Origin of the sequence: Achromobacter sp. AONIH1, assembly GCF_002902905.1 — a bacterium.
Taxonomy (GTDB): domain Bacteria; phylum Pseudomonadota; class Gammaproteobacteria; order Burkholderiales; family Burkholderiaceae_B; genus Achromobacter.
This window is the reverse complement of record NZ_CP026124.1, coordinates 5,801,849-5,826,415: the sequence shown is the minus strand read 5'-3', so window position 1 is coordinate 5,826,415 and position 24,567 is coordinate 5,801,849. Positions and strand designations below refer to the sequence as shown.

At 64.1% G+C, this 24,567-nt stretch carries 28 protein-coding genes and 2 pseudogenes; 15 read left to right on the top strand and 15 right to left on the bottom strand.

Translation table 11 applies throughout. The features are described from left to right. Positions 1–22 precede the first annotated feature (22 nt). The gene (locus tag C2U31_RS26565; protein WP_103275535.1) at positions 23–334 is read left to right on the top strand and encodes a DUF6388 family protein; all 312 of its coding nucleotides are present in this window, start codon (positions 23–25) and stop codon (positions 332–334) included. Here C2U31_RS26565 and C2U31_RS26560 read toward each other — a convergent pair. Genes C2U31_RS26560 through C2U31_RS31150 form a run of 3 tightly spaced genes read right to left on the bottom strand, consistent with a single transcriptional unit; the run spans position 331 to position 1,533 of the window. Continuing rightward, complete coding sequence (locus C2U31_RS26560) at positions 331–1,230, bottom strand: recombination-associated protein RdgC (RefSeq protein WP_103275534.1); 900 nt, start codon at positions 1,228–1,230, stop codon at positions 331–333. The two genes, C2U31_RS26565 and C2U31_RS26560, sit on opposite strands and share 4 nt — an antisense overlap. Positions 1,231–1,243: 13 nt before the next feature. Next, positions 1,244–1,411, bottom strand: a complete 168-nt coding sequence (locus C2U31_RS30695) for a hypothetical protein (RefSeq protein WP_158658473.1) — start codon at positions 1,409–1,411, stop codon at positions 1,244–1,246. Further along, complete coding sequence (locus tag C2U31_RS31150) at positions 1,408–1,533, bottom strand: hypothetical protein (protein ID WP_255414604.1); 126 nt, start codon at positions 1,531–1,533, stop codon at positions 1,408–1,410. The genes C2U31_RS30695 and C2U31_RS31150 overlap by 4 nt, the downstream gene beginning before the upstream one ends. A 697-nt stretch (positions 1,534–2,230) precedes the next feature. Here C2U31_RS31150 and C2U31_RS30690 point away from each other — a divergent pair. From C2U31_RS30690 to C2U31_RS30685, 3 genes are all read left to right on the top strand, one after another. Further along, positions 2,231–2,722, top strand: a complete 492-nt coding sequence (locus C2U31_RS30690) for a hypothetical protein (RefSeq protein WP_158658472.1) — start codon at positions 2,231–2,233, stop codon at positions 2,720–2,722. A 155-nt stretch (positions 2,723–2,877) separates the two neighbouring features. Next, a complete protein-coding gene (locus C2U31_RS26555) occupies positions 2,878–4,080 on the top strand; it encodes a ParA family protein (RefSeq protein ID WP_158658471.1) in 1,203 nt (400 codons plus the stop codon). Continuing rightward, on the top strand, positions 4,077–5,534 hold the full coding sequence (locus tag C2U31_RS30685; protein ID WP_158658470.1) for a hypothetical protein: 1,458 nt from the start codon (positions 4,077–4,079) through the stop codon (positions 5,532–5,534). The genes C2U31_RS26555 and C2U31_RS30685 overlap by 4 nt, the downstream gene beginning before the upstream one ends. A 50-nt stretch (positions 5,535–5,584) precedes the next feature. Here the strand turns inward: C2U31_RS30685 and C2U31_RS26545 are convergent. From C2U31_RS26545 to C2U31_RS30675, 6 genes and pseudogenes are all read right to left on the bottom strand, one after another. Further along, positions 5,585–6,004 (bottom strand): annotated as a pseudogene (locus tag C2U31_RS26545) (transposase); the annotation flags it as partial. A gap of 38 nt (positions 6,005–6,042) precedes the next feature. Then, positions 6,043–7,166, bottom strand: a protein-coding gene (locus C2U31_RS26540) for an IS3 family transposase (RefSeq protein WP_103275531.1) whose coding sequence is annotated in 2 segments (ribosomal slippage) — positions 6,043–6,908 and positions 6,908–7,166 — 1,125 coding nt in all. Because the reading frame shifts where the segments join, the coding sequence is not laid out codon by codon here. A gap of 142 nt (positions 7,167–7,308) precedes the next feature. Continuing rightward, positions 7,309–7,563, bottom strand: a pseudogene (locus tag C2U31_RS26530) (SOS response-associated peptidase family protein); the annotation flags it as partial. A 187-nt stretch (positions 7,564–7,750) separates the two neighbouring features. After that, positions 7,751–8,212, bottom strand: coding sequence for a protein-export chaperone SecB (locus C2U31_RS26525; protein ID WP_103275530.1), 462 nt, complete (start codon positions 8,210–8,212; stop codon positions 7,751–7,753). Beyond that, complete coding sequence (locus C2U31_RS30680) at positions 8,209–8,508, bottom strand: hypothetical protein (protein WP_158658469.1); 300 nt, start codon at positions 8,506–8,508, stop codon at positions 8,209–8,211. Before C2U31_RS30680 ends, C2U31_RS26525 begins: the two co-directional genes overlap by 4 nt. Continuing rightward, positions 8,505–9,038, bottom strand: coding sequence for a hypothetical protein (locus tag C2U31_RS30675; protein ID WP_158658468.1), 534 nt, complete (start codon positions 9,036–9,038; stop codon positions 8,505–8,507). The genes C2U31_RS30680 and C2U31_RS30675 overlap by 4 nt, the downstream gene beginning before the upstream one ends. A 366-nt stretch (positions 9,039–9,404) precedes the next feature. Between C2U31_RS30675 and C2U31_RS26520 the strand changes: the two genes are divergently transcribed. Further along, on the top strand, positions 9,405–10,322 hold the full coding sequence (locus C2U31_RS26520; protein WP_103275529.1) for an aldose 1-epimerase: 918 nt from the start codon (positions 9,405–9,407) through the stop codon (positions 10,320–10,322). Positions 10,323–10,352: 30 nt separating this feature from the next. Then, positions 10,353–10,709, top strand: coding sequence for a hypothetical protein (locus C2U31_RS26515; RefSeq protein ID WP_103275528.1), 357 nt, complete (start codon positions 10,353–10,355; stop codon positions 10,707–10,709). A 21-nt stretch (positions 10,710–10,730) separates the two neighbouring features. On the opposite strand, the gene C2U31_RS26510 is transcribed toward C2U31_RS26515, so the two are convergent. The 3 genes from C2U31_RS26510 to C2U31_RS26500 form a co-directional block, all read right to left on the bottom strand. After that, the gene (locus C2U31_RS26510) at positions 10,731–11,006 is read right to left on the bottom strand and encodes a hypothetical protein (RefSeq protein ID WP_233772512.1); all 276 of its coding nucleotides are present in this window, start codon (positions 11,004–11,006) and stop codon (positions 10,731–10,733) included. A gap of 145 nt (positions 11,007–11,151) precedes the next feature. Beyond that, positions 11,152–12,165, bottom strand: coding sequence for a zinc-binding alcohol dehydrogenase family protein (locus tag C2U31_RS26505; protein ID WP_103275527.1), 1,014 nt, complete (start codon positions 12,163–12,165; stop codon positions 11,152–11,154). 30 nt (positions 12,166–12,195) lie between these two features. Continuing rightward, positions 12,196–12,990 (bottom strand): SDR family NAD(P)-dependent oxidoreductase, encoded by a 795-nt coding sequence (locus tag C2U31_RS26500; RefSeq protein WP_103275526.1) that lies wholly within the window; start codon positions 12,988–12,990, stop codon positions 12,196–12,198. A gap of 162 nt (positions 12,991–13,152) precedes the next feature. Here C2U31_RS26500 and C2U31_RS26495 point away from each other — a divergent pair, with 162 nt between their 5' ends. Next, positions 13,153–14,055, top strand: a complete 903-nt coding sequence (locus tag C2U31_RS26495; protein ID WP_103275525.1) for a LysR family transcriptional regulator — start codon at positions 13,153–13,155, stop codon at positions 14,053–14,055. A 69-nt stretch (positions 14,056–14,124) separates the two neighbouring features. Here the strand turns inward: C2U31_RS26495 and C2U31_RS26490 are convergent, their stop codons facing one another. Then, the gene (locus tag C2U31_RS26490) at positions 14,125–14,634 is read right to left on the bottom strand and encodes a DUF6496 domain-containing protein (RefSeq protein WP_103275524.1); all 510 of its coding nucleotides are present in this window, start codon (positions 14,632–14,634) and stop codon (positions 14,125–14,127) included. Positions 14,635–14,822: 188 nt separating this feature from the next. Here C2U31_RS26490 and C2U31_RS26485 point away from each other — a divergent pair, with 188 nt between their 5' ends. Then, positions 14,823–15,038, top strand: coding sequence for a dodecin (locus tag C2U31_RS26485; protein ID WP_103275523.1), 216 nt, complete (start codon positions 14,823–14,825; stop codon positions 15,036–15,038). Between the two features lie 783 nt (positions 15,039–15,821). On the opposite strand, the gene C2U31_RS26475 is transcribed toward C2U31_RS26485, so the two are convergent. Beyond that, a complete protein-coding gene (locus C2U31_RS26475; protein WP_103275521.1) occupies positions 15,822–16,373 on the bottom strand; it encodes an NADPH-dependent FMN reductase in 552 nt (183 codons plus the stop codon). Between the two features lie 166 nt (positions 16,374–16,539). Here C2U31_RS26475 and C2U31_RS26470 point away from each other — a divergent pair, with 166 nt between their 5' ends. Further along, the gene (locus tag C2U31_RS26470; RefSeq protein ID WP_103275520.1) at positions 16,540–17,079 is read left to right on the top strand and encodes an antibiotic biosynthesis monooxygenase; all 540 of its coding nucleotides are present in this window, start codon (positions 16,540–16,542) and stop codon (positions 17,077–17,079) included. A gap of 39 nt (positions 17,080–17,118) precedes the next feature. On the opposite strand, the gene C2U31_RS26465 is transcribed toward C2U31_RS26470, so the two are convergent. Next, positions 17,119–17,352, bottom strand: coding sequence for a hypothetical protein (locus C2U31_RS26465; RefSeq protein ID WP_199770899.1), 234 nt, complete (start codon positions 17,350–17,352; stop codon positions 17,119–17,121). A gap of 236 nt (positions 17,353–17,588) precedes the next feature. On the opposite strand from C2U31_RS26465, the gene C2U31_RS26460 reads away from it, so the two are divergent. From C2U31_RS26460 to C2U31_RS26435, 6 genes are all read left to right on the top strand, one after another. Next, on the top strand, positions 17,589–18,887 hold the full coding sequence (locus tag C2U31_RS26460) for an imelysin family protein (protein WP_103275519.1): 1,299 nt from the start codon (positions 17,589–17,591) through the stop codon (positions 18,885–18,887). Beyond that, a complete protein-coding gene (locus tag C2U31_RS26455) occupies positions 18,884–20,392 on the top strand; it encodes a di-heme oxidoredictase family protein (protein WP_103275518.1) in 1,509 nt (502 codons plus the stop codon). The genes C2U31_RS26460 and C2U31_RS26455 overlap by 4 nt, the downstream gene beginning before the upstream one ends. 173 nt (positions 20,393–20,565) lie before the next feature. Next, complete coding sequence (locus C2U31_RS26450) at positions 20,566–21,570, top strand: imelysin family protein (protein WP_369869800.1); 1,005 nt, start codon at positions 20,566–20,568, stop codon at positions 21,568–21,570. Next, positions 21,560–22,729: a DUF1513 domain-containing protein gene (locus tag C2U31_RS26445; protein WP_103275516.1), complete on the top strand. Its 1,170-nt coding sequence runs from the start codon at positions 21,560–21,562 to the stop codon at positions 22,727–22,729. The genes C2U31_RS26450 and C2U31_RS26445 overlap by 11 nt, the downstream gene beginning before the upstream one ends. Before the next feature lie 167 nt (positions 22,730–22,896). Further along, positions 22,897–23,694, top strand: coding sequence for a mechanosensitive ion channel family protein (locus C2U31_RS26440; protein WP_369869799.1), 798 nt, complete (start codon positions 22,897–22,899; stop codon positions 23,692–23,694). Positions 23,695–23,751: 57 nt separating this feature from the next. Continuing rightward, the gene (locus C2U31_RS26435) at positions 23,752–24,528 is read left to right on the top strand and encodes an APH(3') family aminoglycoside O-phosphotransferase (protein ID WP_103276591.1); all 777 of its coding nucleotides are present in this window, start codon (positions 23,752–23,754) and stop codon (positions 24,526–24,528) included. Positions 24,529–24,567 lie beyond the last annotated feature (39 nt).

Below are 24,567 nucleotides of genomic sequence, written 5' to 3'. Positions count from 1 at the left end.
GGCCAAATCTATGGAGCCCAGAATGGAAGAGATGAACGAAAGGTACAAGGCGGCAATCAGCCGTGGGCTGGCGCGGTTCGCGGCGGAGAATTTGCAATGCAGGGCCGCAATCGCATCGGTGTCTCAAGCAGCTGCCGAGGCCGTGGGCAGTAGCGTGGAGGAGTTGCAGTATTTAGAGATTTGGCGCATTGCTCGTCTTCAGGCCCGTGCTCAAGGTATGGACGCTGATGACTTCATCTTGGCGTTGGGCGCTGATGCCGAAGAGGCCTCGCAACTCCGTGCACACGGGCAAAAGAAGATCGCCCATGCAATTGGAATGGACGAGCTTCTTTAAATCTGTTTTTCTCCGCCGAGTGCGCCTACCAGGTCAGCGAGCATCTTAGAGATCTCGCCGGTCATGAGCATCATGTCGGAGTCGAACTTCTCGTCGTCATTGGCGGCGACTGTGTCGTTGCCTTCCTTCAGCACGTCCAGCGGTGCGACGTGCTTGATATCGAGGCCTTCTGTCAGAACGAACGACACGCGGTCGGCCCAGGTTAGGGCAAGCCGGGTGCATTGCTTGCCGGACTGGATGTGTCGGCGGGCGTCGTCGGCGTCGATGGAGTGGCGCAGGTAGCGGACGGCAGCGCGGCTCTCGCCGGATGAGCGCAGTTCGGTGTCCTGGTCGATGCTGAAGTTGCTCGGAGCCTCGTCCTCGGCCAGCCAGGTGGTCATGGCCGAGGCGGGGGACTGCGTGACGTATAGGTTTTCGAGCGGGAACGGGTCCACGCACTTGGCCAGCAGCCCGATCACTTCGTCAGCCTTGGACGACGCCGCGGTGTCGATCACCAGCCAGCGGTTGAGCGGGTCAATCCATACGCGGGTGTCGCGGTAGACGCTGAAGGCGCGCGGCAGAAGTTCGTCAGTGACGCGCTCCTTGATTTCCTTCATCTGTTGGCGGCCCGGCTTGTAGCCCTGCTGGTCTTCGATTTCCTGGGCGCGGGCCTTGGCGACCTGGTTGATAACGCTGGTGGGCAGCAGCTTGCTTTCGGCGCGCAGGGTCAGCAGGATCTGACCGCTGACGACATGGGCGAGGCCGCCGTTTTCGCGGGGCGGGAACCAGCCCAGGGATTGCATTTCCAGGTTGCTGCCCGGCTTAAAGGCGTGACGCTCCAAGGCGGCTTCCAGGTCATCGCCAAATAGCGACCAGACGGTAGACAGGCGGTAAATCTTGAGGTTTCTAAACCACATGGGGAACTCCGAGTTAGCCCTTGGCGGCGTAGGCGGTCTTGCCGTTGTCCTGGGCAGTTTGGGTGGATTCGTCGCGCTGCTGGCGTTCGCCGTAGCCCGAGACCAGCAAGGCGATGGCGATCAGGCAGAAAGCGGCATTCGTGAGCAGTTCGCGGTGAAGGCGCAGGAATTTGCGTGTCATTGCGGACTCCAGGGGTCGGCCGCGACGTAGCGGCGTGAGAAGTAGTCGCCGAGTGGGGCCAGCACCAGCCGCGCGAACGCGAACAGGCCCAGGCCCCAGGCGAGGGTTTCGATGTAGGTCATGGGGATTTGCGCGGATGCGCGGTGGTGAGGCTTCGGAGAGCAGGCCGGAAGGCCCGATCAGTTCACTTCCAGGATGAAAGTCACTTTTTGCGCCGGTGACGAAGGGGCGCCGGCCCGCTCCGTGGCCGCCCCGGCGTGCGGGGAGGGCTTGCGGTGCTACTTGCTAACGCCGCGGCCAAAGTTGGCAATGTCGATAAGCGCTTCCAGAACGCGTATTAGGATATTGATCATGTCGGATTGTGTAGAGGACTAATATAGCAACTCTCAGCGAGCGGGAGCTGAACTTCATGCATGAGCTAAGCTTTCGCGTGGGCGCCAAGAAGATGACGTTCCGTGTCTATAGTCGCGAACAACTGCGACTCTCGTAGCTTCTGCGTCTATTGAGTGATTCGTCCTGTGGGAAGCATAAGGCTGGCGCCAGTCCCCTGTTGGTACTCGTGCCGCTCCATTTTTCCGCTACCTCATCGCTTGCTAAGCTGGGGGGTGATAGGATGCCGCCCATGATCGGATGCTAAGGTCTAGCCAGCAAGGTGCGCAGCCTCAAGCGGCTTGCTGCGAGTTCTCGGCAGCGGTGGGGCTGTGTCATGCGGTGGTGCCCGTTGAATTCGGTGGGCGAAGTGTTTTTATCAGAGGGATCGGTTGAAACGATCGGAACGGCTCCTAGCCGCAGTCGGTGCCGCGTTTTTGAAATAATGTCATGAATGGCGAATTTTCTGTGACGGAAATGTCGGAATCTCTCCCTGAATCTCAAACTCCTCATGTCCATTATGCTGATGCGGCGCGCAGGCATCTAGAAGACGCTAATTCACTTCTTTCCAATAGTCGCGCTGCAAATGCCGGTCAGCTATATGGTTTTGTTGCTGAGTGTGGATTGAAGGCTTTATTGATCGCCTGCGGAGTGTCCGCCGACCAAAATGGTGAAATACCATACGGGCACCGGTTTCGACAGCATGTTCCGGCATTAGCAGATCGTATTGTGGCTGAAGGTCATCTTATTCCGGAGCCGTCCAAAGGGAATCAGTATTTGACCAGTTTGGCGCATTTGGAAAAACTAATGGATTGGAAAATTGACCATCGATATTGGCGAGAAGAGGCGTTGCCTTTGCCCTCAGTAGAGGCTTGGAAGATCGCTGCTGAGGAGATTCTCTTAATGGTGGATGTAGCCAAAGGGGATGGGGTTTTGATATGACGGTTATTCGATTTAATGACGCTTTGCGCAAGGCGGTAATTGCACTAGAAGGGTTGGATTTGCCGTCAGCACCCAAGCCTCGCTTAATGCGGGACGTGTTCGGGCGTCTACGATTTGCGTTGGACTGTCGAGCTGACGCGTACCCGAGAGCAGCATTGGAAGCTTTGTCGAATGCACAACTAGGCCTTGGAAATTATGCTACGAGCCGCGAAGTCCTGACGCATGATAGTTTCTCCTTTCCCGAGAAGGTATTTGGTGACCCTGATTGGCACCTAACTTTGGTTCGGCTCGGCGAAGATGAGGATGGCAATCCGAGGGAAGATGCATCGATCCTGCTACTAGATAGGCAAGTCACAGGTCAGGACTGGCTGAGACCGAACTCTCAACCGGAGAGTGATCGCCGCCCTCATCGCATAGTCTTTTTTGGGCTTAAAGGCGGGGTTGGGAGGTCCACTGCTCTTTGTATGACGGCTTGGAGCCTAGCGAAAGAGGGGAAAAAGGTTCTGCTTGTTGACCTTGATCTCGAGTCTCCCGGCTTGTCGAGCTTGGTGTTGCCGCCGGACAGGCTGGCGGAGTTCGGTGTGGTCGATTGGCTTATTGAAGATGCCGTAGGTCAAGGCGGCGACGACGTGCTCACTCGAATGGTGGCAACGAGCCCGCTAAGCGAGTCCACGTATAAAGAGATTCGAGTCGCAGCCGCTATCGGGCATGGTGAGACAGACTATTTGTCCAAGTTGGCTCGTGCCTACGCTGATGTTCCGAGCGCAGATGGCCCCAAAAAGATGGGGCAACGTCTAACGCAACTGCTGATGGAACTTGAGGTCCAGGAGAAACCGGACGTTGTATTGATTGATAGTCGTGCAGGACTCCACGATCTGGCGGCGGTCGCCATAACAGGTATCGCCGACACCGCTCTGCTTTTCGCTTCGGATGGCGCTCAGTCTTGGTCCGGTTATAAGCAACTGTTTTCGCACTGGCAGCGTCGGCCCGACATTGCAAAGCGAGTGCGCGATCGACTTGCTATCGTGCGTGCTCTAACGCCTCAATCGCAAAGGGAAGCTAGGGTGGAGAGATTTAAACGACGAGCCTACGAATTATTCGCTGAGACTCTATACGACGAAATTCCTAGCGATCCAGACGGGCTTCAGGCTGTGGCTTCCGAGGCGTTCTATCATCCTGGGGAATCCGATGAATCTGCTCCTCATGCGCCTATTCTGATTGATTGGGACGAGCAATTTCAGGAGTTTGATCCAATGCTGAGGCAAGAAAATGGTGGAGTGAAGCCCGCACGCATCGAGGCTACATTTGGTGCGTTGATCAAATTTGTTCAAGAGCGTGTGGAAGAGAGCTCGGAATGAGTAATGAAAGTGACGCTATCCGTCAGGCTTTTATTGAAGCTGCCACGAGTTTGGACCAAGCACAACCTACGGGCCAGCAACCTGCAGGATTCACTTATGTCCCGCCTACACACGCTCGCGCTCTTGATATAGACGCGACACTCGTTGAAGGTATGCGCGGAGCAGGGAAATCATTCTGGTGGTCAAGTCTTGCATCGCAACCGCATAGAGCCTTTATTCAAGAGGGGTTCCCTGATGCGAGATTACCCACAAAGGTCGTAGTTTCCCACGGCTTTGGTACGGGTTCACGGACATTGGAGTATCCCGACGCGGAGCAATTAATTGACTTGGTAGGACAATTCCGCCCTCGCTCAATTTGGCGCGCTGTTGTTGCAAAGCATGCCGGTTTTTCCAAGGAGTTTTCTGCACTTAAAACGTGGGGGGACCGAGTGAGGTGGGTCCAAACCAACACAGAAAAATATGCGCTCGAGTTGGATGCGGTAGATCGGCGTTTGGATAAGGCATCTTCTAAGCTGCTCGTCCTGTTCGATGCGCTGGACCGATTGGCCGACAGTTGGGCACACATCAGGCCTCTTGCTAAAGGTTTGCTCCAAGTGGCGCTGGATATGCGCAGCACGCGTAATATTAGATGTAAGGTCTATGTGCGGCCTGATATGTTGGAAGATGACGAGATAGTAAGCTTTCCAGATTTCTCGAAATTGAACGCTTCAAAAACATCTCTCCGTTGGCAGCGCGCAGACTTGTACGCACTGCTATATCAGTGCCTCGGCAACGCTCGCCGCGGTGGCAAAGAGTTTCGAGGTCTGGTCGTGAAATGTCTGGGTACAAAGGTGGCGCGAGATCCGCAGCGGCCGTGGGTCCTTCCAAGTGCGCTGCGTGTAGATGAAGACCTACAAGAAGCTTTATTCGAGCGCTTAGCTGGAAAGGCTATGGGTTCGAGTACCAAGCGCGGGAAGCCGTATACATGGCTCGTGAACCACTTGCAGGACGGCAAAGATCAGGTAAGCCCTCGTAGTTTCCTGGCGGCACTTCGGACCGCCGCTGAAGAAGCCGAGGACGAGGATGAGTTGCCTATTGGCTATAGAGGTATTCAGCGCGGCGTGCAAGAGGCGTCAAGCATTCGAGTTACGGAAATCACTGAGGACTATCCTTGGGTGAAGTTGATCATGCAGCCGTTGAGCGGCAGGCTTACGGTGCCGTGTCTTTTCAAAGAGATAGAGACTATTTGGCGGCAAGAGAAGACTCTGGACAAACTTGAAGCCAGTATTAGGAGGCAGGGAAAGGCTGCAAAATTGCCCCCGCAGCATTTGGACGATGGCATGTCCGGCGTCACGATAGATCTCGAGAATCTTGGGATGATGAATCGATTAGAGGATCGACGTATTCAAATGCCCGATGTTTACCGCGTCGCCTTTGGGTTGGGACGCCGGGGAGGGGTCAAACCCGTCAAGTGAACTGCCTGTCTTGTGTAAGCGCCCGCCGAACACACCCTTGACGGTGCAGCCTATGCTGGGGGCTGCCACCGATGCGGCAGCAGCTCAGCGATCTGATGGTTCTTCTGCGTCGGCAGCCGCGTGAGCACGTCCTTCAGATAGGCATACGGATCGTGCCCGTTCAGTCGCGCCGACTGGATCAGGCTCATGATGGCGGCCGCCCGCTGCCCGCCGCGCAGCGATCCCGCGAACAGCCAGTTCGACCGTCCGATCGCCCAGGGCCGGATCTGGTTCTCGACCCAGTTGTTGTCGATCGGTGCGTCGCCGTCGTCAAGGTAGCGTGTCAGTGCCTCCCAACGCTTGATGCTGTAGTCGATGGCGCGTGCCGTGCCCGAGCCCTCGGGCACGCGTTGTCGCTGCGCAATCAGCCAACGATGCAAGGTCTCGGCGATGGGCTTGGCGCGTTCTTGCCGTATCTGCCGACGGGTATCGGCAGGCAGCGCGGCCATGTCCTGACCTGCCCCCAGACTTAGTACGGCACCGACATAGAGTCCAGAGTTAAAAACCGTTGTTGCCGGTGCGCCTGAGCAAACTGCTCCGGCGTTAAGTATCCCAGCGCGCTATGCGGGCGTTCGGTGTTGTACTCGACGCGCCAGTCTTCGATCAAGGATTTGGCTTGGCGCAGCGACATGAACCAATGCTCATTCAGGCATTCATCGCGGAATTTTCCGTTGAAGCTCTCGATGTATGCATTCTCCACGGGCTTGCCTGGTCTGATGAACGACAGCTTCACGCCGACCTGATAGGCCCAAGCATCCAAGGCTCTGCCAGCAAACTCCGGGCCGTTGTCCACGGTGGTGATGGATTTGGGCAACCCACGCAGTTCCGCAAGCCGTTGCAGCACCTGCGCCACCCGCAATCCCGGCAGTGATGTATCGACCTCGATGGCAAGACACTCGCGCGTGTAGTCATCGACGATGTTCAAGCACCGGAACCTGCGGCCATAGGCCAGACCGTCGGACACGAAGTCCATCGACCAGCTCTGATTCGGCGCCGTCGCAACGGGACGAACTACCCGTTCTGCGGGAGCGATGCGCTTGCGGCGACGCTTACGAACGCTCAAGCCGGCTTGGCTGTAAAGCCGCCAGACCCGCTTGTGATTCGTCTGCCAGCCTTCACGGCGAAGCAGAATATGGATGCGCCGATAGCCGTAGCGTCGCTTGAGCGCTGCCATCTCCTTCATGCGCTCGGTCAATGCCACGTCGCCCGTACGCTTACTTTCATAAGCGAACAGCGACCGGGAAATGCCTACCAGCCCGCAGGCCCGGGTGATACCCATGCCGCGCTCGGTCATCAACGTTCTGACCGCTTCGCGTTTGGCCTGCGGGCTTGTTACTTTCGGCTCAAAAGGTCCTGAAGCGCAGCCTTGTCCAGCATCGATTCAGCCAACAGCTTCTTGAGCTTGTTGTTCTCTTGCTCCAGCTCCTTCAGTCGCTGGGCGTCCGAAACGGTCATACCGCCGAACTTCGCCTTCCAGTTGTAGTAAGTGGCCTCCGAGATCCCGTGCTTGCGGCACAGTTCGGCAACCTTGGCCCCTGCCTCGGCCTCCTTCAGCACCCCGATGATCTGTTCTTCCGTAAATCGTTTCTTCATTGCCGTTCCTTTGTGAACGGACTCTACATCGATTTCGTACTAACCACAGGGAGCAGGTCAGCTTCGGCCTATCCACCAGGGGCTTCCATTCATACCAGCCATCTGCCGGCACCAGGATACGGCCACGGGCCGTGAGCAGCTTCCACGGCCAGGCGTTGGCGAGGATCTTGTCCAGCCTCGCGTTTGACATGAGGTACTTGGAGTTGTGCGGGCGCCAGCCCCAGGGCAGCCGCTCCAGTTCGAAGTCGCTCGCGAGCCGGTGCATTGCCATTGGGCGCGTGCCTGGTGGGATGTTGTAGCGGGGGCCGGCCGGGTCATCGAAGACGCGGCGAGGGTTGGGAAAGATGCGCTCGACGTAATCAAGCGGCCCGGACTTCTGGACGATGCGACCGCACATGATGCGCTCCTGACCAGGGGAGCGACCAGTATAGATGCAGAATTTCACGAACAAATCGCGTCTTGGATGCCATTGCCTCTGTTATCTGAGACCTCAGCGAAGGCGGAGCGCTATTCAGCCGCTCGCTCCCTCCGCCACAAATGGAAGCGGCCCCCTTGGGGGCCGCTAGAAGAGTAAGGAACCAAGCTTACCTACTCGTGTTGGAGTCGCTGAAAGGGCGGAACTGCGGTTGTACAAACAAGGGCACTAGCAGTTCTCGGATTCCGAGGCGAGAGGCCAAGCCATAAAGGTGCTCGCGCACATATGGGAGTAGCAGGAAGGGAGCGTTGCCCCGCGCCCATGCATCTATCATCCGCTCTTCGAACCTCTGGGTGTCGATGGTGAACAAACCAACTACCTCGACCTCGAGCAAAAATGGGACCTCGCTATCCGCCGTTTCGCCGTCGCAGTCCCTTCCAACACTGGCGCGGACGCCAACGGAGATGGAACTGCTTTCTTTGTCGAAAGCATTGTGGCCACTCTGGAACGAGAAATTGACTTCCTTATCCCAGACTTTTGCTTCGTCGGGGTCGTGGACTTCGGCATGCAGTCGTTTGACTGCAAGCGAGATCAACTGCATCGGATGCAGCTCATGCTTTTCCTGGTTCATGCTGCGAGTAGATACCGATCGTCGTTGGCAGCTTTCGTTTGCCACTTAAGGCATTCGTCTATCAAAGTTTCGTAGGAAAAGTCAGCTTGCCAATCTTGGAAACTGTCCGAATTTTCCATAGAGAAACGCAGATGTGTCACTCTATCCAAAGAGTCGGCAAATCGAGAAAGAGTCTGTAGTCCCAGCGTCAGAGGATCTTCAGAGAAAGAATTGATGCGCGCACGAAATTCTTCAGTCGTAAGTGCTGAAATTTCGGCGATTGCAGCAGCAATGGCGTCTCTGGTCTTAGGAGTCATGTTGATTCCTTCCGTTCACTAGGCAAAAGTCTAATATTTGTCACTAAATCGTGTCGCTCGTGTCGAACGACGTAGCAATGCGGCATTGCTCCGAAATAGTCCATTGGCCGAGATTGCCGCTTCTTAAATTTTGGTGGCCTAGGAATGCTCGCCTTGATCACCGCAAATTTAATCCCTGCCTGTCTTTCTATCGTATCAATAAAGTCACGAGAAATCTGTGCCATCTGGTCCTTGTCGGCGCAGCCGTGTTGTGCGGCCCACCGCGCAAGTTGGTTTTGGGTGCTTTCCTCAGTGAGATCTAAGAATTCTTCCTCGGGCTTCTCAACATCCACTCCGAGGACTGCACAGGACTTGTCTTCGTCGTCAGCGTACATCCCGTGATGACTGGCGAACATCCACCATTGCACCCCATACTCATGGGCGAGAAAAGGATCTTCCTCGTAAGCCCAAAAGTAAGCGCCAGGACCAACTTGGCCTTCATTCGAACTGCGGAAGCGACCTTCTCGCATGATCGCTTCTGCTCGAGTCATTGACGTTCCATGAGTACCGTATAGCACCACTCGCCAATTCCTCCGTTCAAATTATCGTATGTTGGTGGAGGTTAATTGTAAGCTAGTACAACAAAAAGTCCAGGCGCTTAGCCAAAGTTGAGAGTGGTTTTTGGCGTAGCTTTTGTTTTTTCTTCAAAATCTTCCTATGGAAGTCACCTATGCATCATGGGGGTGTGGCCCGCGAGGGCGTCGGCGGCGGTGGTCTGCGTTGCGGAATTCATGCCCATGATTGTATCGGGCCGGGCAATAGGACAAAGAGACGGTTTCGCGCCGGACTTGATCCCCGTCGCTCGCCCTGGGCACAATCACTGCCTGGGCGGCACAGACCCGCCGCCGGAGCCTTTCATGCCGGATTTCCCCAACGACGACACCCAACTGGATGCCAGCGAGCGCGTGCGCATCGCCAGCGCCGGCCACACGGCCGAATTCGCGCCCGCAGCGGGCGGACGCCTGACCGGCTTGTCCACGGACGGGCTGGACTGGATCGTGCCGCTGGCCGAGACGGACTGGCCGGCGGCCAAATGGCCGCGCGCCGGCTCGTATCCGCTGGCGCCGTATTCCAACCGCATCCGCGACGGCGTCTTCACCTTCGACGGCGCCCGCCATCGGCTGCGCTCGCTGGCGGGGCGGTCCGAGGCCATCCACGGCAGCGGCCTGTACCTGCCGTGGCAGGTGCGGGCGCTGGAGGCCGACTCGGTCGACCTGGTGCTGGACGCGCCGGCCGGGATGATGGGCTGGGCCTGGCCGTTCGAGTGCGTGCAGCGCTATCGGCTGGATGCCGGTGGCCTGAGCCTGACACTGATCATGCGCAATGGCGGCGATACCCCCATGCCCTTCGGCTTCGGCATCCATCCGTACTTCACCGCGCGGCGCGTGGCGCTGCATGCGCGCCGGCTGTGGCCGGCCGATGAGCGCGGCCTGCCCACGGGCAGCAAGGTCACGCATGTGCGTGAGCTGCGCCAGTCGGCCGAGGGCTGCGATACCTATCTGTCGCAATGGGAAGGGCGCGCCACGCTGCATTGGGACGACGGGCGCGAGCTGGCCCTGCGGGCCGATCCGGCCTTTGCGCATCTGGTGGTGTACACCGCGCCCGGCGCCGATTTCCTGTGCGTGGAACCGGTCAGCAACGTGGCCGACGCCTTCAACCTGGCGGCGGCGGGCGACGCGCGCACCGGCATGCGGGTATTGGCGCCGGGCGAGCGCTACAGCGCCTCGCTGCGCATGGATTTCCAGCTTGGAAAGCCCGGCGCGATCAGGCGATAATCCGCCGACATCAAGCCAGGGAGTCTCCAAGTGAAAAAGCTCAGCACCGAACAATTGCAGGCAACGGCGGAAATCTTGCGCCGGGTGCAGGAGCGGCTCGCGCGTTCGGGCAGCCTGCCGCTGGAGCCCACCCTCTACGCCTGCGCCAAGGGATACCGCCGCAGCGTGGCGGACTACGCCTGGTCCTGGCTGTCCGGCCTGCTCGCGCCGCACAAGAGCCTGTCGGCCTGGATGGACGCGCACCAGCCGGACTGGCGCGCCGGCAAGACGCCGGCGGCAGTGGTCTATGCCCGCAGCGAAAATGGCTGGTTCTCGTGGCTGATCGCCGAGCTGGAAGCCGAGATCAACGATCCCCAGGCGCGCGCCCGGCGCGACGCGCGCGGCTAGTGTGCTGTCTGTTCGTGCCGTTCAGCGCGGGAGCTTGCCGCCACGGTAGCGCCTGAACAGCGCGTACAGGGCCTCGAGCAGGGCGGCGACCAGCAGCGCGGCCAGCACCGAGGCGCAGACCAGCGCATCCCACAGGCGCGGCGGACCGACCCGGAACTGGATGGTGTCCAGGATCAGGCCGGACGTGGTGCCGGCCACCAGCACGGCCAGCCAGCCTTGCAGCGGGACGAAACGAAGCAACAGTAGAGTCAAGGCGACCATGGCCCAGAGGCTGGGTTCCAGGGCCTGGTCGAGCATGTGGGCGAGCAGGGGAGTTCTCCGGACGGTGCGCGGCTGCCATCGGGCATCGCGCAAACGCGGTTTTAACCGTTTCCGCGTTGTAATACGAGTTGCCCGTCGCAAGAAGCCCGCTGGCGGCCGCCCCGGCGACCGTCCCTGGCTGTCAGAAGCCTTCCAGCACCACCTTGCCCTGGGCGCGGCCGCTTTCGATGAAGGCGTGCGCGCGCCGCAGGTTGGCGGCGTTGATCGTGCCGTAGTGTTCGCCCAGCGTGGTCCGCAACCGGCCCTGGTCGATCAGGCGCGCGGCCTGATTCAGCAGTTCATGCTGAGCGATCATGTCGGGCGTCTGGTGCAGCGGCCGCGCGAACATGAATTCCCAGTGCAGCGAGGCCGACTTGCGCTTGAGCAGGCGCACGTCGAGGGCGGCCGGGTCGTCGATCAGCGCGATCCGGCCCTGCGGCGCGATGGCTTCGGCGATCTGCGCGAAATGCTGGTCGCTGTGGGTCAGGCTGGCGATGTGGCTCACTTCGTCGATGCCGATGCGCCGCAGTTCCTCGGCCAGCGGCTGGCCGTGATCGATGACGTGATGCGCGCCCAGCTCGCGCACCCAGGCCTGGGTTTGCGGGCGCGAGGCGGTGCCGATCACGGTTAGGCCGGTCAGCTGGCGGGCCAGCTGGACCAGGATGGAACCCACGCCGCCGGCCGCGCCCACCACCAGCAGGCTCTGCTGGCTGGGCAAGGCGTTGTCCAGCACGCGCAGCCGGTCGAACAGCAGTTCCCAGGCGGTGATGGTGGTCAGCGGCAGCGCGGCGGCCTGGGCATAGTCCAGGCTGTCCGGCATGCGGCCGACGATGCGCTCATCGACCGCGTGCAGCTCGCTGTTGGCGCCGGGGCGGTCCAGCGCGCCGGCGTACCAGACGCGGTCGCCGGGCTTGAACAGGCTGACGCGCGATCCCACGGCGCGCACCACGCCGGCCGCGTCCCAGCCGATGACCTCGGGCTGGCCGTCCCGGGGCTTGCGGTTGGCGCGGATCTTCACGTCCACGGGGTTCACGGAGATGGCGCGCACCTCGACCAGCAGGTCGCGCTCGTCCGGCACGGGCTCGGGCAGCGTGATGTCGCGCAGCGCCTCGGGATGATCGGCGGGCAGGTTCTCGAAATAGGCGATGGCTTTCATGTCAGGATTCCGGATGATGGGTGGGCGGGTTCAGGCGATCGAGCGGACCACGCCGCCGTCCACGCGCAGCGCCGCGCCGTTGGTGGCCGAGGCCTGGGTCGAGCAGGCGTACACCACCATGTTGGCCACTTCCTCCACCGTGGCCAGCCGGCGCAGCAGCGAGCTGGGGCGGTTCTGGGCGATGAAGTCGCGCTCCATCTGCGCCTGCGGCACGCCCTGCGCTTGCGCCAGCTCGGCGAAGAAGGACGCCACGCCTTCCGAGCGCGTCGGACCGGGCAGCACGGCGTTGACGGTCACGCCGGTGCCGGCTGTCAGTTCGGCCAATCCGCGCGATACGCCGAGCAGCGCCGTCTTGCTGACGCCGTAGTGGATCATTTCCGCGGGAATCTGCAGCGCCGATTCGCTGGACAGGAAGACGATGCGCCCCCAGTTGGCCGCCAGCAGGCGCGGCAGGTAGTAGCGCGACAGGCGCACGCCGCTCATGACGTTGACGTCCAGCATGTACTGCCAGTCGTCGTCGGTGATTTCGGTGAAGGACTTGGGCGCGAAGTAGCCGGCGTTGTTCACCAGGATGTCCACGTCCGGATGCGCGGCGCAGATCGAGGCGGCGCCGTCGGCGGTGGCCAGGTCTGCCTGCACGGTGCCCAGGCGCGCGCCGGGCACGCGCGCGGCGATCTCCTGCGCGGCGCGCGCCAGCTTGCCGGCGTCGCGGCCGTGCAGCACCACCTCGGCGCCGGCCTCGGCCAGCCCTTGGGCGATGGCCTGTCCGATGCCGCCGGATGAGCCGGTGACGAGCGCCTTCTTGCCGTTCAGTTCGATTTTCATATGAGGGTTCCTGGGGGTGTCGGGTTTGCCGCGACGGTGGCGGGCTTGTCCGCCGCCCGTCGCTGATGAGTCGGGGTGTGGCCATCATTGCCCGGCGCGGGCATGTGAAAAACCGGCTAGCATCGGAACCAGTTTCAATAATTTTTTGAAAATGAGGACATCATGGTCCGCTTCGAAGACCTGAGGATCTTCGTGTCCGCGGCCGACCACGGCAGCTTCTCGGCCGCCGCGCGCGAGCTGGACCTGACGCCGGCGGTCGCCAGCGCCGCCCTGAAACGGCTGGAGCTGACGCTGGAGACCCGGCTGTTCGTCCGCTCCACGCGCAGCCTGCGGCTGACGGCGGACGGCGAGCGCTACCTGGAGTACGCCCGCTCGGCCATCGCCACGCTGGACGCCGGCCGCAACGCGCTGGCGCGCGACAAGACCGCCATCAGCGGCACGCTGTCGATCTCGGTGCCCTCGGACCTGGGGCGCAACGTGCTGTTGCCCTGGCTGGACGAATTTCAGCGCCGCCATCCCCGCGTCGGCTTCCAGGTGCGCATCAGCGACCGGCTGGCCGACCTGTTCCGCCAGCCGGTGGACCTCGCGGTGCGCTACGGCACGCCCGCCGACTCCAGCCTGGTGGCGCTGCCCTTGTCCGAATCCAACCGCCGCGTGGTGTGCGCGTCGCCGGCCTATCTGGCGCGTCACGGCACGCCGCAGGCGCCCGCCGACCTGCGCCGCCACAACTGCCTGTCCTTCGTGCTGGGCGAGTCGCTGCACGACCGCTGGACCTTCGAGCGCGACGGCGTGTCCCAGACCGTGCCGGTAAAGGGCGACCGCGTCAGCGACGACGGCGAACTGGTGCGCCGCTGGGCGCTGGCCGGTTGCGGCGTGGCCTATAAATCGCGCTACGACGTGCTGGAAGACCTGCGCGCCGGGCGGCTGGTGCAGCTGTTCGGCGACCATCTGGGCGAGCCTTCGCCGCTTTACCTGCTGTGCGTGCACCGCATGCTGCTGTCGCCGGCGGTCAAGCGCCTGCGCGCCTGCCTGCAGGAGCGCTTCGCCGCGTTCGAGGCGGGCTGAGCGCGGTCCGCCGGACGGCGCGCATCAGGCTCGAGGCGCGTCGGACGGCGCACTCCCAGGCATCAGGCTTCAGGCGGCCGCGTGGCGCGCCTGGCGGTTGGCGGCGCGGGTGCGCGCGGCCTTCTTGGCAGCGGCGCTCCGGCCGGCCGCGCCTTTGGTTCGGGCGGCTTTGCGCGCGGCGGCGGAACGGTCGGCGGCGCTGCGCTGGCTGGCGGCCGCGCTGGCCTGGCGCGAGAGCGCCTGGGGCGATGCGGGGCGGGCGCTTTCTTTCTTCAGCGCGCCGGCGGCTGCGCGCGCCCGGCTGCGCGATTTCGCTTGGCCGTCGCCAGCTGCCTTCAGGTCCTGTTCGGCCTTGCGCTTGACTGCCGCGCTGGCATGCTTGGGCGCGGGCAGCTTGACGCCGGCGCGGCGCGCCTTTGACAGGCCGATGGCCACTGCCTGCTTGGTCGAGCGCACGCCGTGCTTGCCGGCGCGCACATGCTCGATTTCCTCGCGTATGAATTCGCCGGCTTGCGTGGATGCCGACTTGCCTTGGCGTTTGTCGCGCGCGGCGCGTTCCAGGGTTTTGCGTTCGGGCATGATTCCCTCCGTGCTTGCGTTGCGAAAGCGGCTTCGCCGGATGGCTTCCTGCTGGCGCGACGAAACCGCGCACCCCCAGTCTAGGTTGGCTGGCGTATCCTGTGTGTTCGAATGGATTGCCGGTCGTAAGCGCCGGATTCGTCGCCGGCCGACAGTTCGTGACTGATTCCTTCCACAGGAGACACGCGATGTCCAACCACGTCTACAAGCAGATCGAGCTGGTGGGTTCCTCCACCAAGTCCACCGACGACGCCATCAAGCAGGCGATCGAGCGGGCCTCCGAAACCTTGCGCCATCTGGACTGGTTCGAGGTCACAGAAGTGCGTGGCCACATCAAGGACGGCAAGGTGGCGCACTGGCAGGTCGGGCTGAAGATCGGCATGCGCCTGGAAGGCAACGAATAGCGGCGCCGCGCCTGGCGGTCTGGAACCACGCCGGGCAGCAGGGCTCGGACCCGGCCTCGGACCGCCGCAAGACGCCGCCCGGGCCGCAATCCGCCCCGTTGCCGGGTCGCGGACAGGTCATTCTTTGACCAGCGATCGCAAGTCCTTGCCCCCAAAGACGATTTTCAGCTTGTCACTGGACTGTTAAGAGGCTTGTCCACATTCGGTGGGGACAAACGGGCATGCCTTGTGGACGATGGCGCCGACCCGCGCCCGCGACAGGTGGATGGGCGGGGGCTGCTCGTTTATTGCCCACGAGTTCCAAGTCATTGACGCGAAAGAGGATTTGCAGGCTGCCCGCAAGCTGTCCTCAGCCTTGTCCACATTTGGCGGGGACAACCAGGGCGGGGATATCCGGGGATTGGGCGTTTCTTGAGCAGCGGCTGCAGCGCTTTGATTGCAAAGGGGATTTCGCATCTGCCCTCATGCTGTCCTCATGCTTTTCCACAGAAGGCGGGGACAATTGCGCAGCGTGGGGATGAATGCCGCGTCGAGCTGTCCGCATGCCGGCAAAACAGTGGATAACAGGGCTGCGTAGGGTGTTTTGGAGCGATTGCGCAGTTTTTGATCGGCCCTTGCAAGTGCTTGGCGCAGCAGGGTTTTTCCATGCTGCCCCAAGGCTGTCCTCAAGCTTCTCCACAGTTGGCGGGGATAAGCCCACAGCCACGGGTGCGCCGGCGGGCGCATGCCCGGATCGGGAGGACGCCGGACGCGGGAACGAGCCGCGTCCGGTCATGGCGGCGATCAGGCGTTGAACTTGCGGATCCAGTCGACGTAGCGGTCGATCCAGCCTTGCAGGAACTTGCGCGTGCCTTCGTTGGTGATCTCGTACTGATCGTTCACCAGGCCGTCCGAGTACTGCAGGAAGACCTCGGGCGTGGTCAGCGTGCTGGCGCCTTCGGCGGCCAGGATGTTGCGCAGGTGCTGCTGCATGAGCGCGGTGCCGGCGGCGCTGGGCGAGGTGCCGAGCACCCCGGCGGCCTTGCCGGCCCAGGAGTTGTGACCCCACGGACGCGAGCCCCAGTCGATGGCGTTCTTGATGGCGGCGGGCACCGAGCGATTGTGCTCGGGCGAGACGAACAGCACGCCCTGGGATTCGGTGATCTGCTGCTTGAGCTTGGCCACGCCCGGGGGCAGGTTGTTCTCGTTGTCCTGGTTGAAGAGCGGCACGTCCAGATTCACGTAGTCGAATTTGAAATCCGGCGGAACCAGTTTTTCCAGCGCGCGGGCCAGGCGCAGATTGATCGAGGCGGCGCGCAGGCTGCCGACGAAAACGGCGATCTTGTAGTTGCTCATGGGACGCGTGCTCCAAGTGGGGGAGGGGGTCGGGACAGTGTAGACGCGCAATCCCGCAGGCTCAATGCGGGCCGCTACGTCCGCCGCGCAACCCGGCTGGCACGCCGCTTGCTTGATGTTCCGGTGCCAGGCTTGCCAGTTGTCGCGAGCCGCTCAGGAGTCCCTCATGCCGCGTTCCGCCTTGTCCGCCCCCGTCACCCTGCTCGTCACCCGTCACATCCAGCCCGAGCGCTACGGCGATTTCCTGGCCTGGATGCGGCAGGGCGAGATCCTGGCGGCGGGCTTTCCCGGTTTCCTGGGTTCCGGCGTGCTGCAGCCGCCGGCGGGTGGCGACCAGTACCAGATCGTGCTGCGCTTCGACGACGAGGCCAGCCTGGATCGCTGGGAACGCTCGCTGCCGCGCCGCATGTGGCTGGAGCGCGGCGCGGCGCTGGTGCGCGGCAGCGAGGTGCGCCGCGCCCGCGGCATGGACGGCTGGTTCGGCCAGGGGCCAAGCGCGCCGCCGCGCTGGAAGCAGGCGGTCAGCATCTGGCTGGCCTACTTCCCGCTGCTGCTGATGTTCTCGGCGCTGCTGGGCGAACGGCTGGCGGCCTTGCCGACGTTCTGGCGCGCGCTGCTGACCAGCGTCGCGCTGACGCCGGTGATGGTGTACGCCTGCATTCCGCTGGCCACGCGGCTGTTGCGACGCTGGCTGCGGCCGGCTTGATGGAGTCAGCTTGCTGCGGCGGTTCGCGTCCGACATGCGTTACATCGGTGCCGAGCGCGAACCGAGGCGGTGCGCCATGCACCAGTTGGAGCTGAAAGGGGCGAACTCCGGCTGCAACGGCAGGTCGGTCGTCTTGGGGAATTGATCTTCCGGTCCCAGCGGTTCGTCCTGGCGCCATTGGGCCAGCAACTCGACGATATTCCGTGGCGTGGTGATGGGCTCGTTGATGAGCCTGGCCTCGTGTGGCCTGGACGGATCATTGCGGATAGGCACGGCGTTCTTCTTTTGCGTTGAAGGTCCCCGCCGCCGGGCAACCCCGAGTGCGGCGCACACCTTTTCAGAGCGTACCCCGTCGCCAACGGGAAACGCACAGCATCTGTTCGGATAAATGTCAGCTAGCTGACCCTATGCTGAACGACAAACGAAAATTGTTTACACTCTCATCCGCAAAATAGAGTCCAGGCTGGCTCGCCGTGGGGGCGGGCCGCCGGAGTCACGGGAGAATTCGTATGCGCAAGTTGCTTTTGGGGGTGGCGCTGGCCGCCGCCGTATACGGCGGCACGGCACTGGCCACGGTGCAACCCAAGGCCGTGGTCGCCAATTACTCGGATCTGGCCCAGGCCGGCTACGAGGACGCGCTGGCCTCGGCCAGGAACTTGCGCAAGGCGGTGGATGCGCTGGTCGCCCAGCCCAGCCCGGACACGCTGAAGGCGGCGCGCCAGGCCTGGCTGGAGGCGCGCGTGCCGTACCAGCAGACCGAGGCCTACCGCTTCGGCAATGCCATCGTCGATGACTGGGAAGGCCGGGTCAACGCCTGGCCGCTGGACGAAGGCCTGATCGATTACGTCGACGCGTCCTACGGCACCGAGAAGGACGACAACGCCTATTACGCCGTCAACGTCATCGCCAATTCCAAGATCTCGGTCGGCGGCAAGACCGTCGACGCCAGCAAGATCACGCCCAAGCTGCTGTCCGAGGTACTGCACGAAGCCGACGGCAACGAGGCCAACGTGGCCACCGGCTACCACGCGATCGAATTCCTGCTGTGGGGCCAGGACCTGAACGGCACCGGTCCGGCGCCGGCCGGCCGCCAGGGCACGCCGCAGGAACGCCACTCGGGCAACCGTCCGCACACCGACTTCGACATCAAGCAATGCACCGGCGGCCACTGCGAGCGCCGCGTGGACTTCCTGAAGGCCGTGACCGAGCTGCTGGTGACCGACCTGGAAGAAATGGCGGGCCACTGGAAGCAGGGCGGCGCCGCGCGCAAGGCCGTCGAGGAAGATCCCAAGGCGGGCCTGGTGGCCATGCTGACGGGCCTGGGCAGCCTGTCCTACGGCGAACTGGCCGGCGAGCGCATGAAGCTTGGCCTGATGCTGCACGATCCCGAGGAAGAGCATGACTGCTTCTCGGACAACACCCACAACTCGCACTTCTACAACCAGATCGGCATCCGCAACGTCTACCTGGGCGAGTACAAGCGCATCGACGGCAAGACCGTGTCCGGCGCCAGCCTGTCGGAACTGGTCAAGGCCAGGGACCCCAAGCTCGACGCCGAGGTGCGCGCCAAGCTCGATGCCACCGTGGCCGCCATGCAGGCCATGAAGACGCGCGCCGAGACGGTCGAGACCTACGACCAGATGATCGCGGACGGCAACAAGGAAGGCAACGCGGTGGTGCAGGCCGCCATCGACCGCCTGATCGACCAGACCCGCAGCCTGGAACGCGTGATCGCGCTGCTGGACCTGGGCAAGATCGCCATCGAAGGCTCCGACAGCCTGGACAAGCCCGACGCCGTATTCAAGTGAAGCGCGTCCTGGCAGCCATACTGGCGGCGTCGGTCCATGCCGGCGCCGCCGCGCAACCGCCGGTGCGCGACGACCTCACGCCCGGGGATCTGAAGCGCGTCACCGCCATCACCGCGCCCGCCCGCGATTTCTCCAAGGCCGAGACCTTCGAGACCATGCAGGCCGGCGCGGCCACCACCGGCAAGATGATCAACGCCGACATTTTCTCGCAGCCCTCGGCCAACATGGATTTCGAGCGCCGCCAGGAGTTCCAGGTCGGCAATGGCCTGTTTCGCAAGGACTGGGTGTCGGCGCCGTCGTCCACCCAGGCCTCCGATGGCCTGGGGCCGCTGTTCAACGCGCGCTCCTGCCAGGCCTGTCATACCAAGGATGGGCGCGGCTCGGTGCCGGGCTTCGATCCGCTGGAACGGCCCGACGCCGTGGCGCTGCTGCTGCGCCTGGCCATCCCCGCCGGGCCGGATCGCGGCCATTCGAAGCTGGGGCCGGACGAGATCGCCTCGCTGCCCGAGCCCATCTATGGCGTGCAGCTGCAGAACTTCGCCGTGGCCGGCCTGCCGGCCGAAGGGCGCATGGAGATCGATTACACGCCGATGGTCGTGCCGCTCAATGGCGGCGAGACCGCCACGCTGATGAAGCCCGCCTACCGCATCGAGAACCTGGGCTACGGCCCGATGCGCGCCGACACGCAGATCTCGCCCCGCCTGGCGCCGCCCATGATCGGGCTGGGCCTGCTCGAATCCATCCATGAGGCTGACATCCTGGCCAATGTGGGCGCCGACAAGCGCGACGGCATCGTCGGCAAGGCCAACTGGGTGACCGACGCGCGTAGCGGCAAGACCGTGCTGGGCCGTTTCAACCTGAAGGCCGGCCAGCCCACCGTTGAACAGCAAAGCGCCGCCGCCTTCTCCAACGACATGGGCCTGTCCACGCCGATGTTCCCCAGCCATTGGGGCGACTGCACGCGCGGCCAGCAGCGCTGCCTGGACATGCCGCACGGCGCGCAGCCGCGCTTCGGTCCCGAAGAGGTGCCGGCCAAGCTGATGGACTTCGTCACCGTCTACTCCACCAACCTGGCCGTGCCGCAGCGGCGCGACGCCGGCGAAGCGCGCGTGCTGGCGGGCAAGAAGCTGTTCTACGAGGCCAATTGCGTGGCCTGCCACGTGCCCAAGTACGTCACCAGCCGCAATGCCAGGCAGGCCGAGCACCGTTTCCAACTGATCTGGCCGTACACCGACATGCTGGTGCACGACATGGGCGATGACCTGGCCGACGGCGTCAGCGACGGCCTGGCCAACGGCCGCGAATGGCGCACGCCGCCGCTGTGGGGCATCGGCCTGACCAAGACCGTCAATCCCGGCGCGACCTGGCTGCACGACGGCCGTGCGCGCACGCTGCTGGAAGCCGTGTTGTGGCATGGCGGCGCGGCCAAGCCGGCGCGCGACCGCGTGGTGGCGATGACGCCCGAAGAGCGCGCCGACCTGATCCGCTTCCTGGAGTCCCTGTGATGCCTCCATTCACCGCCGGCCGCCGCGCCGGCTCCGTGCCGTCCCGGCCCCTGCTTGCGTCGTTGACGGGGGCGACGTTCCGGACGGTGCCTCGGGCATTGCCCCGATCCTTCGCGCGGGCCCTGTGCGCCGCCACGCTCTGCTCGCTGGCGCCGGTCGCGATCGCGGCCGGGCTGCCCGCCGACCTGGGCGAGCGCCTGGCGCGCGACTACGCCCGACCCGCGATGGCCAGGATGGCGCAGGCCTCCGAACAGATGGACGCCGCGCTGGGCGCCTGGTGCGCGCGGCCCGACGCCGCCGGCGCCACGCGCGTGAACGACGCGCACACCGGGCTGGCCCTGGCCTGGTCCGGCATCGAGTTCCTGCGCTTCGGTCCGCTGGTCCAGGCCAACCGCTATGAGCGGCTGGCCTTCTGGCCCGATACGCGCGGCGTCATGCCCAGGCAGGTGCAGGCCGCCATCGCCGCGCAGGATCCCGAGCTGATCAAGCCCGGCGCGATGGCCGGGCGCAGCGTGGCGCTGCAGGGCCTGCCGGCGCTGGAATACGTGCTGTACGGCGAGCCGGCGCTGCTCAAGCGCGCCGACGGCGCGGACTTCGCCTATGCCTGCGGCTATGCCCGGGCGGTGTCCGCCAACGTGTCCGGCATCTCGCGCGAATTGGCGCAGGCCTGGAGCGCCGAAGGCGATTTCGGCCGCCAGTTCGCCGCGCCCAGGCCCGCCAATGACCTGTACCGCAATTCGCAGGAAGTGGCGGCCGAGGCCGTCAAGGCGCTGTCCACCGGCCTGCAGTTCGCGCGCGACGTGAAGATCCTGCCCGTGCTGGGCGACGCGCCCGAGGCCGCCCGGCCCAAGCGCGCCGCCTATTGGCGCAGCAATCTGTCCTCCCGCACGCTGGCGTCCAGCCTGGACGCCATGCTGGCCTTCCACCGCGCAGGCGCCTATCCGCTGCCGCAGGGCGGGAGCTGGATCGACGAGGCCGTGCGTGGCGAATTGTCGCGCGCCGCGCAGACCCTGCGCGACGCGGCGGCGCCCTACCAGGACGTGGCCAGCGACGGCGAGACGCGCCGCCAATGGACGCTGGCCGGGTTGACCTTGAAGAACGCCAAGGCGGTGGTCGACCAGGACCTGGCGCCCGCGCTGGGCGTGACCATCGGCTTCAACGCGCTCGATGGCGATTGACCGTCGCCGCTTCCTGGCGCTGGGGGCCGCGCTGGGGCTGGGCCATATACCTGTCGCGGCCCTGGCCGCCGAAGCAGAAAGGGCCGCCGAGGCCGCGCGGACCGGCGGGGCCCGCTACCTGAGCGCGCGCAAGCGCGGCGGCCGCGACGAGACCGCGCTGCTGGACGAATCGGGCCGCGACCTGCGCGTCGTGCCGATGCCGGCGCGTGGCCACAGCTTCGCCATTGACGCGGCCGGCGGGCGCGCCGTGGTCTTCGGCCGCCAGCCGGGCTTCTTCGCGCTGGGCTTCGGCCTGGATGGCGCGGCCGGCCCCGTTGAACTGGACCTGCCGCAGGACCGGCATTTCTTCGGCCATGGCGCGTTCTTCGACGACGGCCGGCTGCTGGCCGCCACCGAAAATGACTTCGATGGCGGACGCGGTGTGCTCGGCATCTACGACGCCTCGGCCGGCGGCGCCTACCGGCGCGTCGGCGAATTCGATTGCGGCGGCATCGGGCCGCACGAGGTGCTGCTGCTGCCCGACGGCAAGACGCTGTGCGTGGCCAATGGAGGCATCCTGACGCATCCGGACTACGGCAAGCTGGAGCTGAATCTGGACACCATGCGCCCGTCCCTGGCCTATCTGGACGCGGCCAGCGGCAAGCTGCTGGAGCGGGTGGAGTTGGATCCCGCGCTGCACCGGCTGTCGATCCGGCACCTGGCCGTCGCGGCCGACGGCGCGGTGTGGTTCGGCTGCCAGTACATGGGTCCGGCGGGCGACCGGCCCGCGCTGGTCGGCCGCCATCGGCGCGGCCAGGCGCCGGAACTGTTCCCCGGCCCCGGGGATGCCTTGCGCCAGATGCGCAACTACATCGGCTCGGTCGCGGTGGACGCGGCCGGCGCGGTGGTGGCCACGTCCAGCCCCGTGGGCGGGCAGATCATGTACTGGGACGCGGCCAGCGGACGCAGCCTGGGCGCGACCGCCGTGGCGGACGGCTGCGGCGTGGCGCCGGCCAGCGCCGGCGGCTTCCTGGTCAGCAGCGGCCTGGGCGCCATGCTGCGCGCGGATGCGGGCGGGCAGGAACGGCCGGTGTTGCCGGCTTCATCGGACCTGTCCTGGGACAATCATTTCCGGCGCGTGCCGGACGTGGCGGCTCCCCGGTATCCTTACAAAGCTTGACACAGGAAGCCCGCGCCCGCGCCTTGGGCGCCATGGTCTTCTGATAAAGTTTTCGGTCGCATTTTTCGCCGCCGCGCCGCTCGCCCGGGTTGGCGACCGTTACACACTTTGCAGGAGATACCGTGGAAGAAGCCTTGAAATCCGTCAATGCATGGGCGCCCAAGCTCATGGACCTGGGCACGAATCTGCTCATCGCCCTGGTCATCCTCGTCGTCGGCTGGTGGGTATCGGCCTTGCTGGGCCGCTGGGTCCGGCGCATGGCGACCCGTTCCAGCAAGATCGATCCGACGATCGTTCCCATGTTCTACAGCACCGTGGTCTGGACGGTGCGCATCTTCACGCTGATCGCCGTGCTGGCGCGCTTCGGGGTGCAGACGGCCAGCCTGATCGCCGTGCTCGGCGCCGCCGGCCTGGCCGTGGGCCTGGCCTTGCAGGGCACGCTGCAGAACATCGCGGCGGGCATCATGCTGCTGATCCTGCGTCCGGTGCGCACCGGCGAGTTCGTCGGCCTGAGCACCGGCGCCGAGGGCACGGTCGAGGAAGTCGGCCTGTTCCTGACGCGCCTGGTGCAGGTCGACGGCATCCACATCACGCTGCCCAACAGCGTGGTCTGGAACGCCACCATCACCAACTACAGCCGCAACAAGACCCGCCGCCTGGATATCCCGGTGCCGGTGCGCTATGGCGACGACCTGGAACTGGCGCTGGCCAAGCTCAAGGAAATCGTGGCGGCCAACGAGTTCGCGCTCAAGGATCCCGAGCCGCTGGTGAAGGTCAGCGAGTATCGTGAGAACGGCGTTATCGTCAACGTGCGCGCCTGGGCCGAGGCTTCGAAGTACTGGGATCTGCGCTGGGGCCTGTACCAGCAGATCCGGAGCAAGCTGGAGGCCGCCGGCTTCCAGGCGCCGATTCCCGTGCGCGAAATCCAGAACCCGGCGCAGTCCGCCAAGTCCGGCGCCGCCTGATTCTCCGCAATACGCAGCAAAACCGGCAGCGGCCGGGAGGTTCGCATGTGCTCGAGCATGTCCTTCACCCTGCCGCTGGCGGCCACGCGCTTCATCGGCGACGCCCGGCTGTCGCCCGACGAGGTCGGCGAATCGCCTTGTGACGTCTACCGCTTCACGCGCGGCAACGACCGGTACTTCCTCAAGATCTCATCCGCCGTCCTGGCGCCCACGACCTATAGCGTGGTGCGCGAGGCGCAGGTGCTGCAATGGCTGTCGGGCCGGCTCAATGTGCCCGAAGTGGTGCAGGCCGGCGCCAACGGCGGCGGCGCCTACATGATCACCCGCGCCGTGCCCGGCGAACCGCTGACCGCGCGCGTGGACGCCGGGCGGCCGGTGCGCGGACTGTTCGCCGAGGCGCTGCGCCAGCTGCGCGCGGTGCCGGCGGCGGATTGTCCGTTCCAGGCGGGCGCGGCCTTTCGCCTGCGCGAGCTGGAATACCTGCTGGCCAATGACCTGTGCGACAGGAACTACGACCTGGAACCCTGGCCGGACCTGTCCACGCCCGAGGACCTGCTGGAGCGGCTGCGGGCGACGCTGCCGAGCGAGGACCCGGTGTTCTCGCACGGCGACCTGGGCGACAGCAATGTGTTCGTGGACGCGCGCGAACAGCTGCATTTCATCGACATGGGCCGGGCCGGACTGGCGGATCGCTGGATGGACGTGGCCTTCATCCATCGCAACCTGCGCGAGGAAGTATCGCTGCCTGAGGCCGCCGCCTTCCTGGATGCGTTGGGCGAGCCGGACGAGCCGGCCAAGCGGGAATTCTTCGAGATGCTGGATGAGCTGTTCTAGCGCGCTTGCCGGGGCAAGATCGGGTTCCAGGCCGAGTGT

Excerpts from the sequence above, each read along its gene's own strand:
- C2U31_RS26565 (WP_103275535.1), top strand. The coding sequence starts at position 23 with ATGGAAGAGATGAACGAAAGGTACAAGGCGGCAATCAGCCGTGGGCTG.
- C2U31_RS26560 (WP_103275534.1), bottom strand. The coding sequence starts at position 1,230 with ATGTGGTTTAGAAACCTCAAGATTTACCGCCTGTCTACCGTCTGGTCG.
- C2U31_RS30695 (WP_158658473.1), bottom strand. The coding sequence starts at position 1,411 with ATGACACGCAAATTCCTGCGCCTTCACCGCGAACTGCTCACGAATGCC.
- C2U31_RS31150 (WP_255414604.1), bottom strand. The coding sequence starts at position 1,533 with ATGACCTACATCGAAACCCTCGCCTGGGGCCTGGGCCTGTTCGCGTTC.
- C2U31_RS30690 (WP_158658472.1), top strand. The coding sequence starts at position 2,231 with ATGAATGGCGAATTTTCTGTGACGGAAATGTCGGAATCTCTCCCTGAA.
- C2U31_RS30685 (WP_158658470.1), top strand. The coding sequence starts at position 4,077 with ATGAGTAATGAAAGTGACGCTATCCGTCAGGCTTTTATTGAAGCTGCC.
- C2U31_RS26525 (WP_103275530.1), bottom strand. The coding sequence starts at position 8,212 with ATGAACCAGGAAAAGCATGAGCTGCATCCGATGCAGTTGATCTCGCTT.
- C2U31_RS30680 (WP_158658469.1), bottom strand. The coding sequence starts at position 8,508 with ATGACTCCTAAGACCAGAGACGCCATTGCTGCTGCAATCGCCGAAATT.
- C2U31_RS30675 (WP_158658468.1), bottom strand. The coding sequence starts at position 9,038 with ATGACTCGAGCAGAAGCGATCATGCGAGAAGGTCGCTTCCGCAGTTCG.
- C2U31_RS26520 (WP_103275529.1), top strand. The coding sequence starts at position 9,405 with ATGCCGGATTTCCCCAACGACGACACCCAACTGGATGCCAGCGAGCGC.
- C2U31_RS26510 (WP_233772512.1), bottom strand. The coding sequence starts at position 11,006 with ATGCTCGACCAGGCCCTGGAACCCAGCCTCTGGGCCATGGTCGCCTTG.
- C2U31_RS26505 (WP_103275527.1), bottom strand. The coding sequence starts at position 12,165 with ATGAAAGCCATCGCCTATTTCGAGAACCTGCCCGCCGATCATCCCGAG.
- C2U31_RS26500 (WP_103275526.1), bottom strand. The coding sequence starts at position 12,990 with ATGAAAATCGAACTGAACGGCAAGAAGGCGCTCGTCACCGGCTCATCC.
- C2U31_RS26495 (WP_103275525.1), top strand. The coding sequence starts at position 13,153 with ATGGTCCGCTTCGAAGACCTGAGGATCTTCGTGTCCGCGGCCGACCAC.
- C2U31_RS26490 (WP_103275524.1), bottom strand. The coding sequence starts at position 14,634 with ATGCCCGAACGCAAAACCCTGGAACGCGCCGCGCGCGACAAACGCCAA.
- C2U31_RS26485 (WP_103275523.1), top strand. The coding sequence starts at position 14,823 with ATGTCCAACCACGTCTACAAGCAGATCGAGCTGGTGGGTTCCTCCACC.
- C2U31_RS26475 (WP_103275521.1), bottom strand. The coding sequence starts at position 16,373 with ATGAGCAACTACAAGATCGCCGTTTTCGTCGGCAGCCTGCGCGCCGCC.
- C2U31_RS26470 (WP_103275520.1), top strand. The coding sequence starts at position 16,540 with ATGCCGCGTTCCGCCTTGTCCGCCCCCGTCACCCTGCTCGTCACCCGT.
- C2U31_RS26460 (WP_103275519.1), top strand. The coding sequence starts at position 17,589 with ATGCGCAAGTTGCTTTTGGGGGTGGCGCTGGCCGCCGCCGTATACGGC.
- C2U31_RS26445 (WP_103275516.1), top strand. The coding sequence starts at position 21,560 with ATGGCGATTGACCGTCGCCGCTTCCTGGCGCTGGGGGCCGCGCTGGGG.
- C2U31_RS26440 (WP_369869799.1), top strand. The coding sequence starts at position 22,897 with ATGGACCTGGGCACGAATCTGCTCATCGCCCTGGTCATCCTCGTCGTC.
- C2U31_RS26435 (WP_103276591.1), top strand. The coding sequence starts at position 23,752 with ATGTCCTTCACCCTGCCGCTGGCGGCCACGCGCTTCATCGGCGACGCC.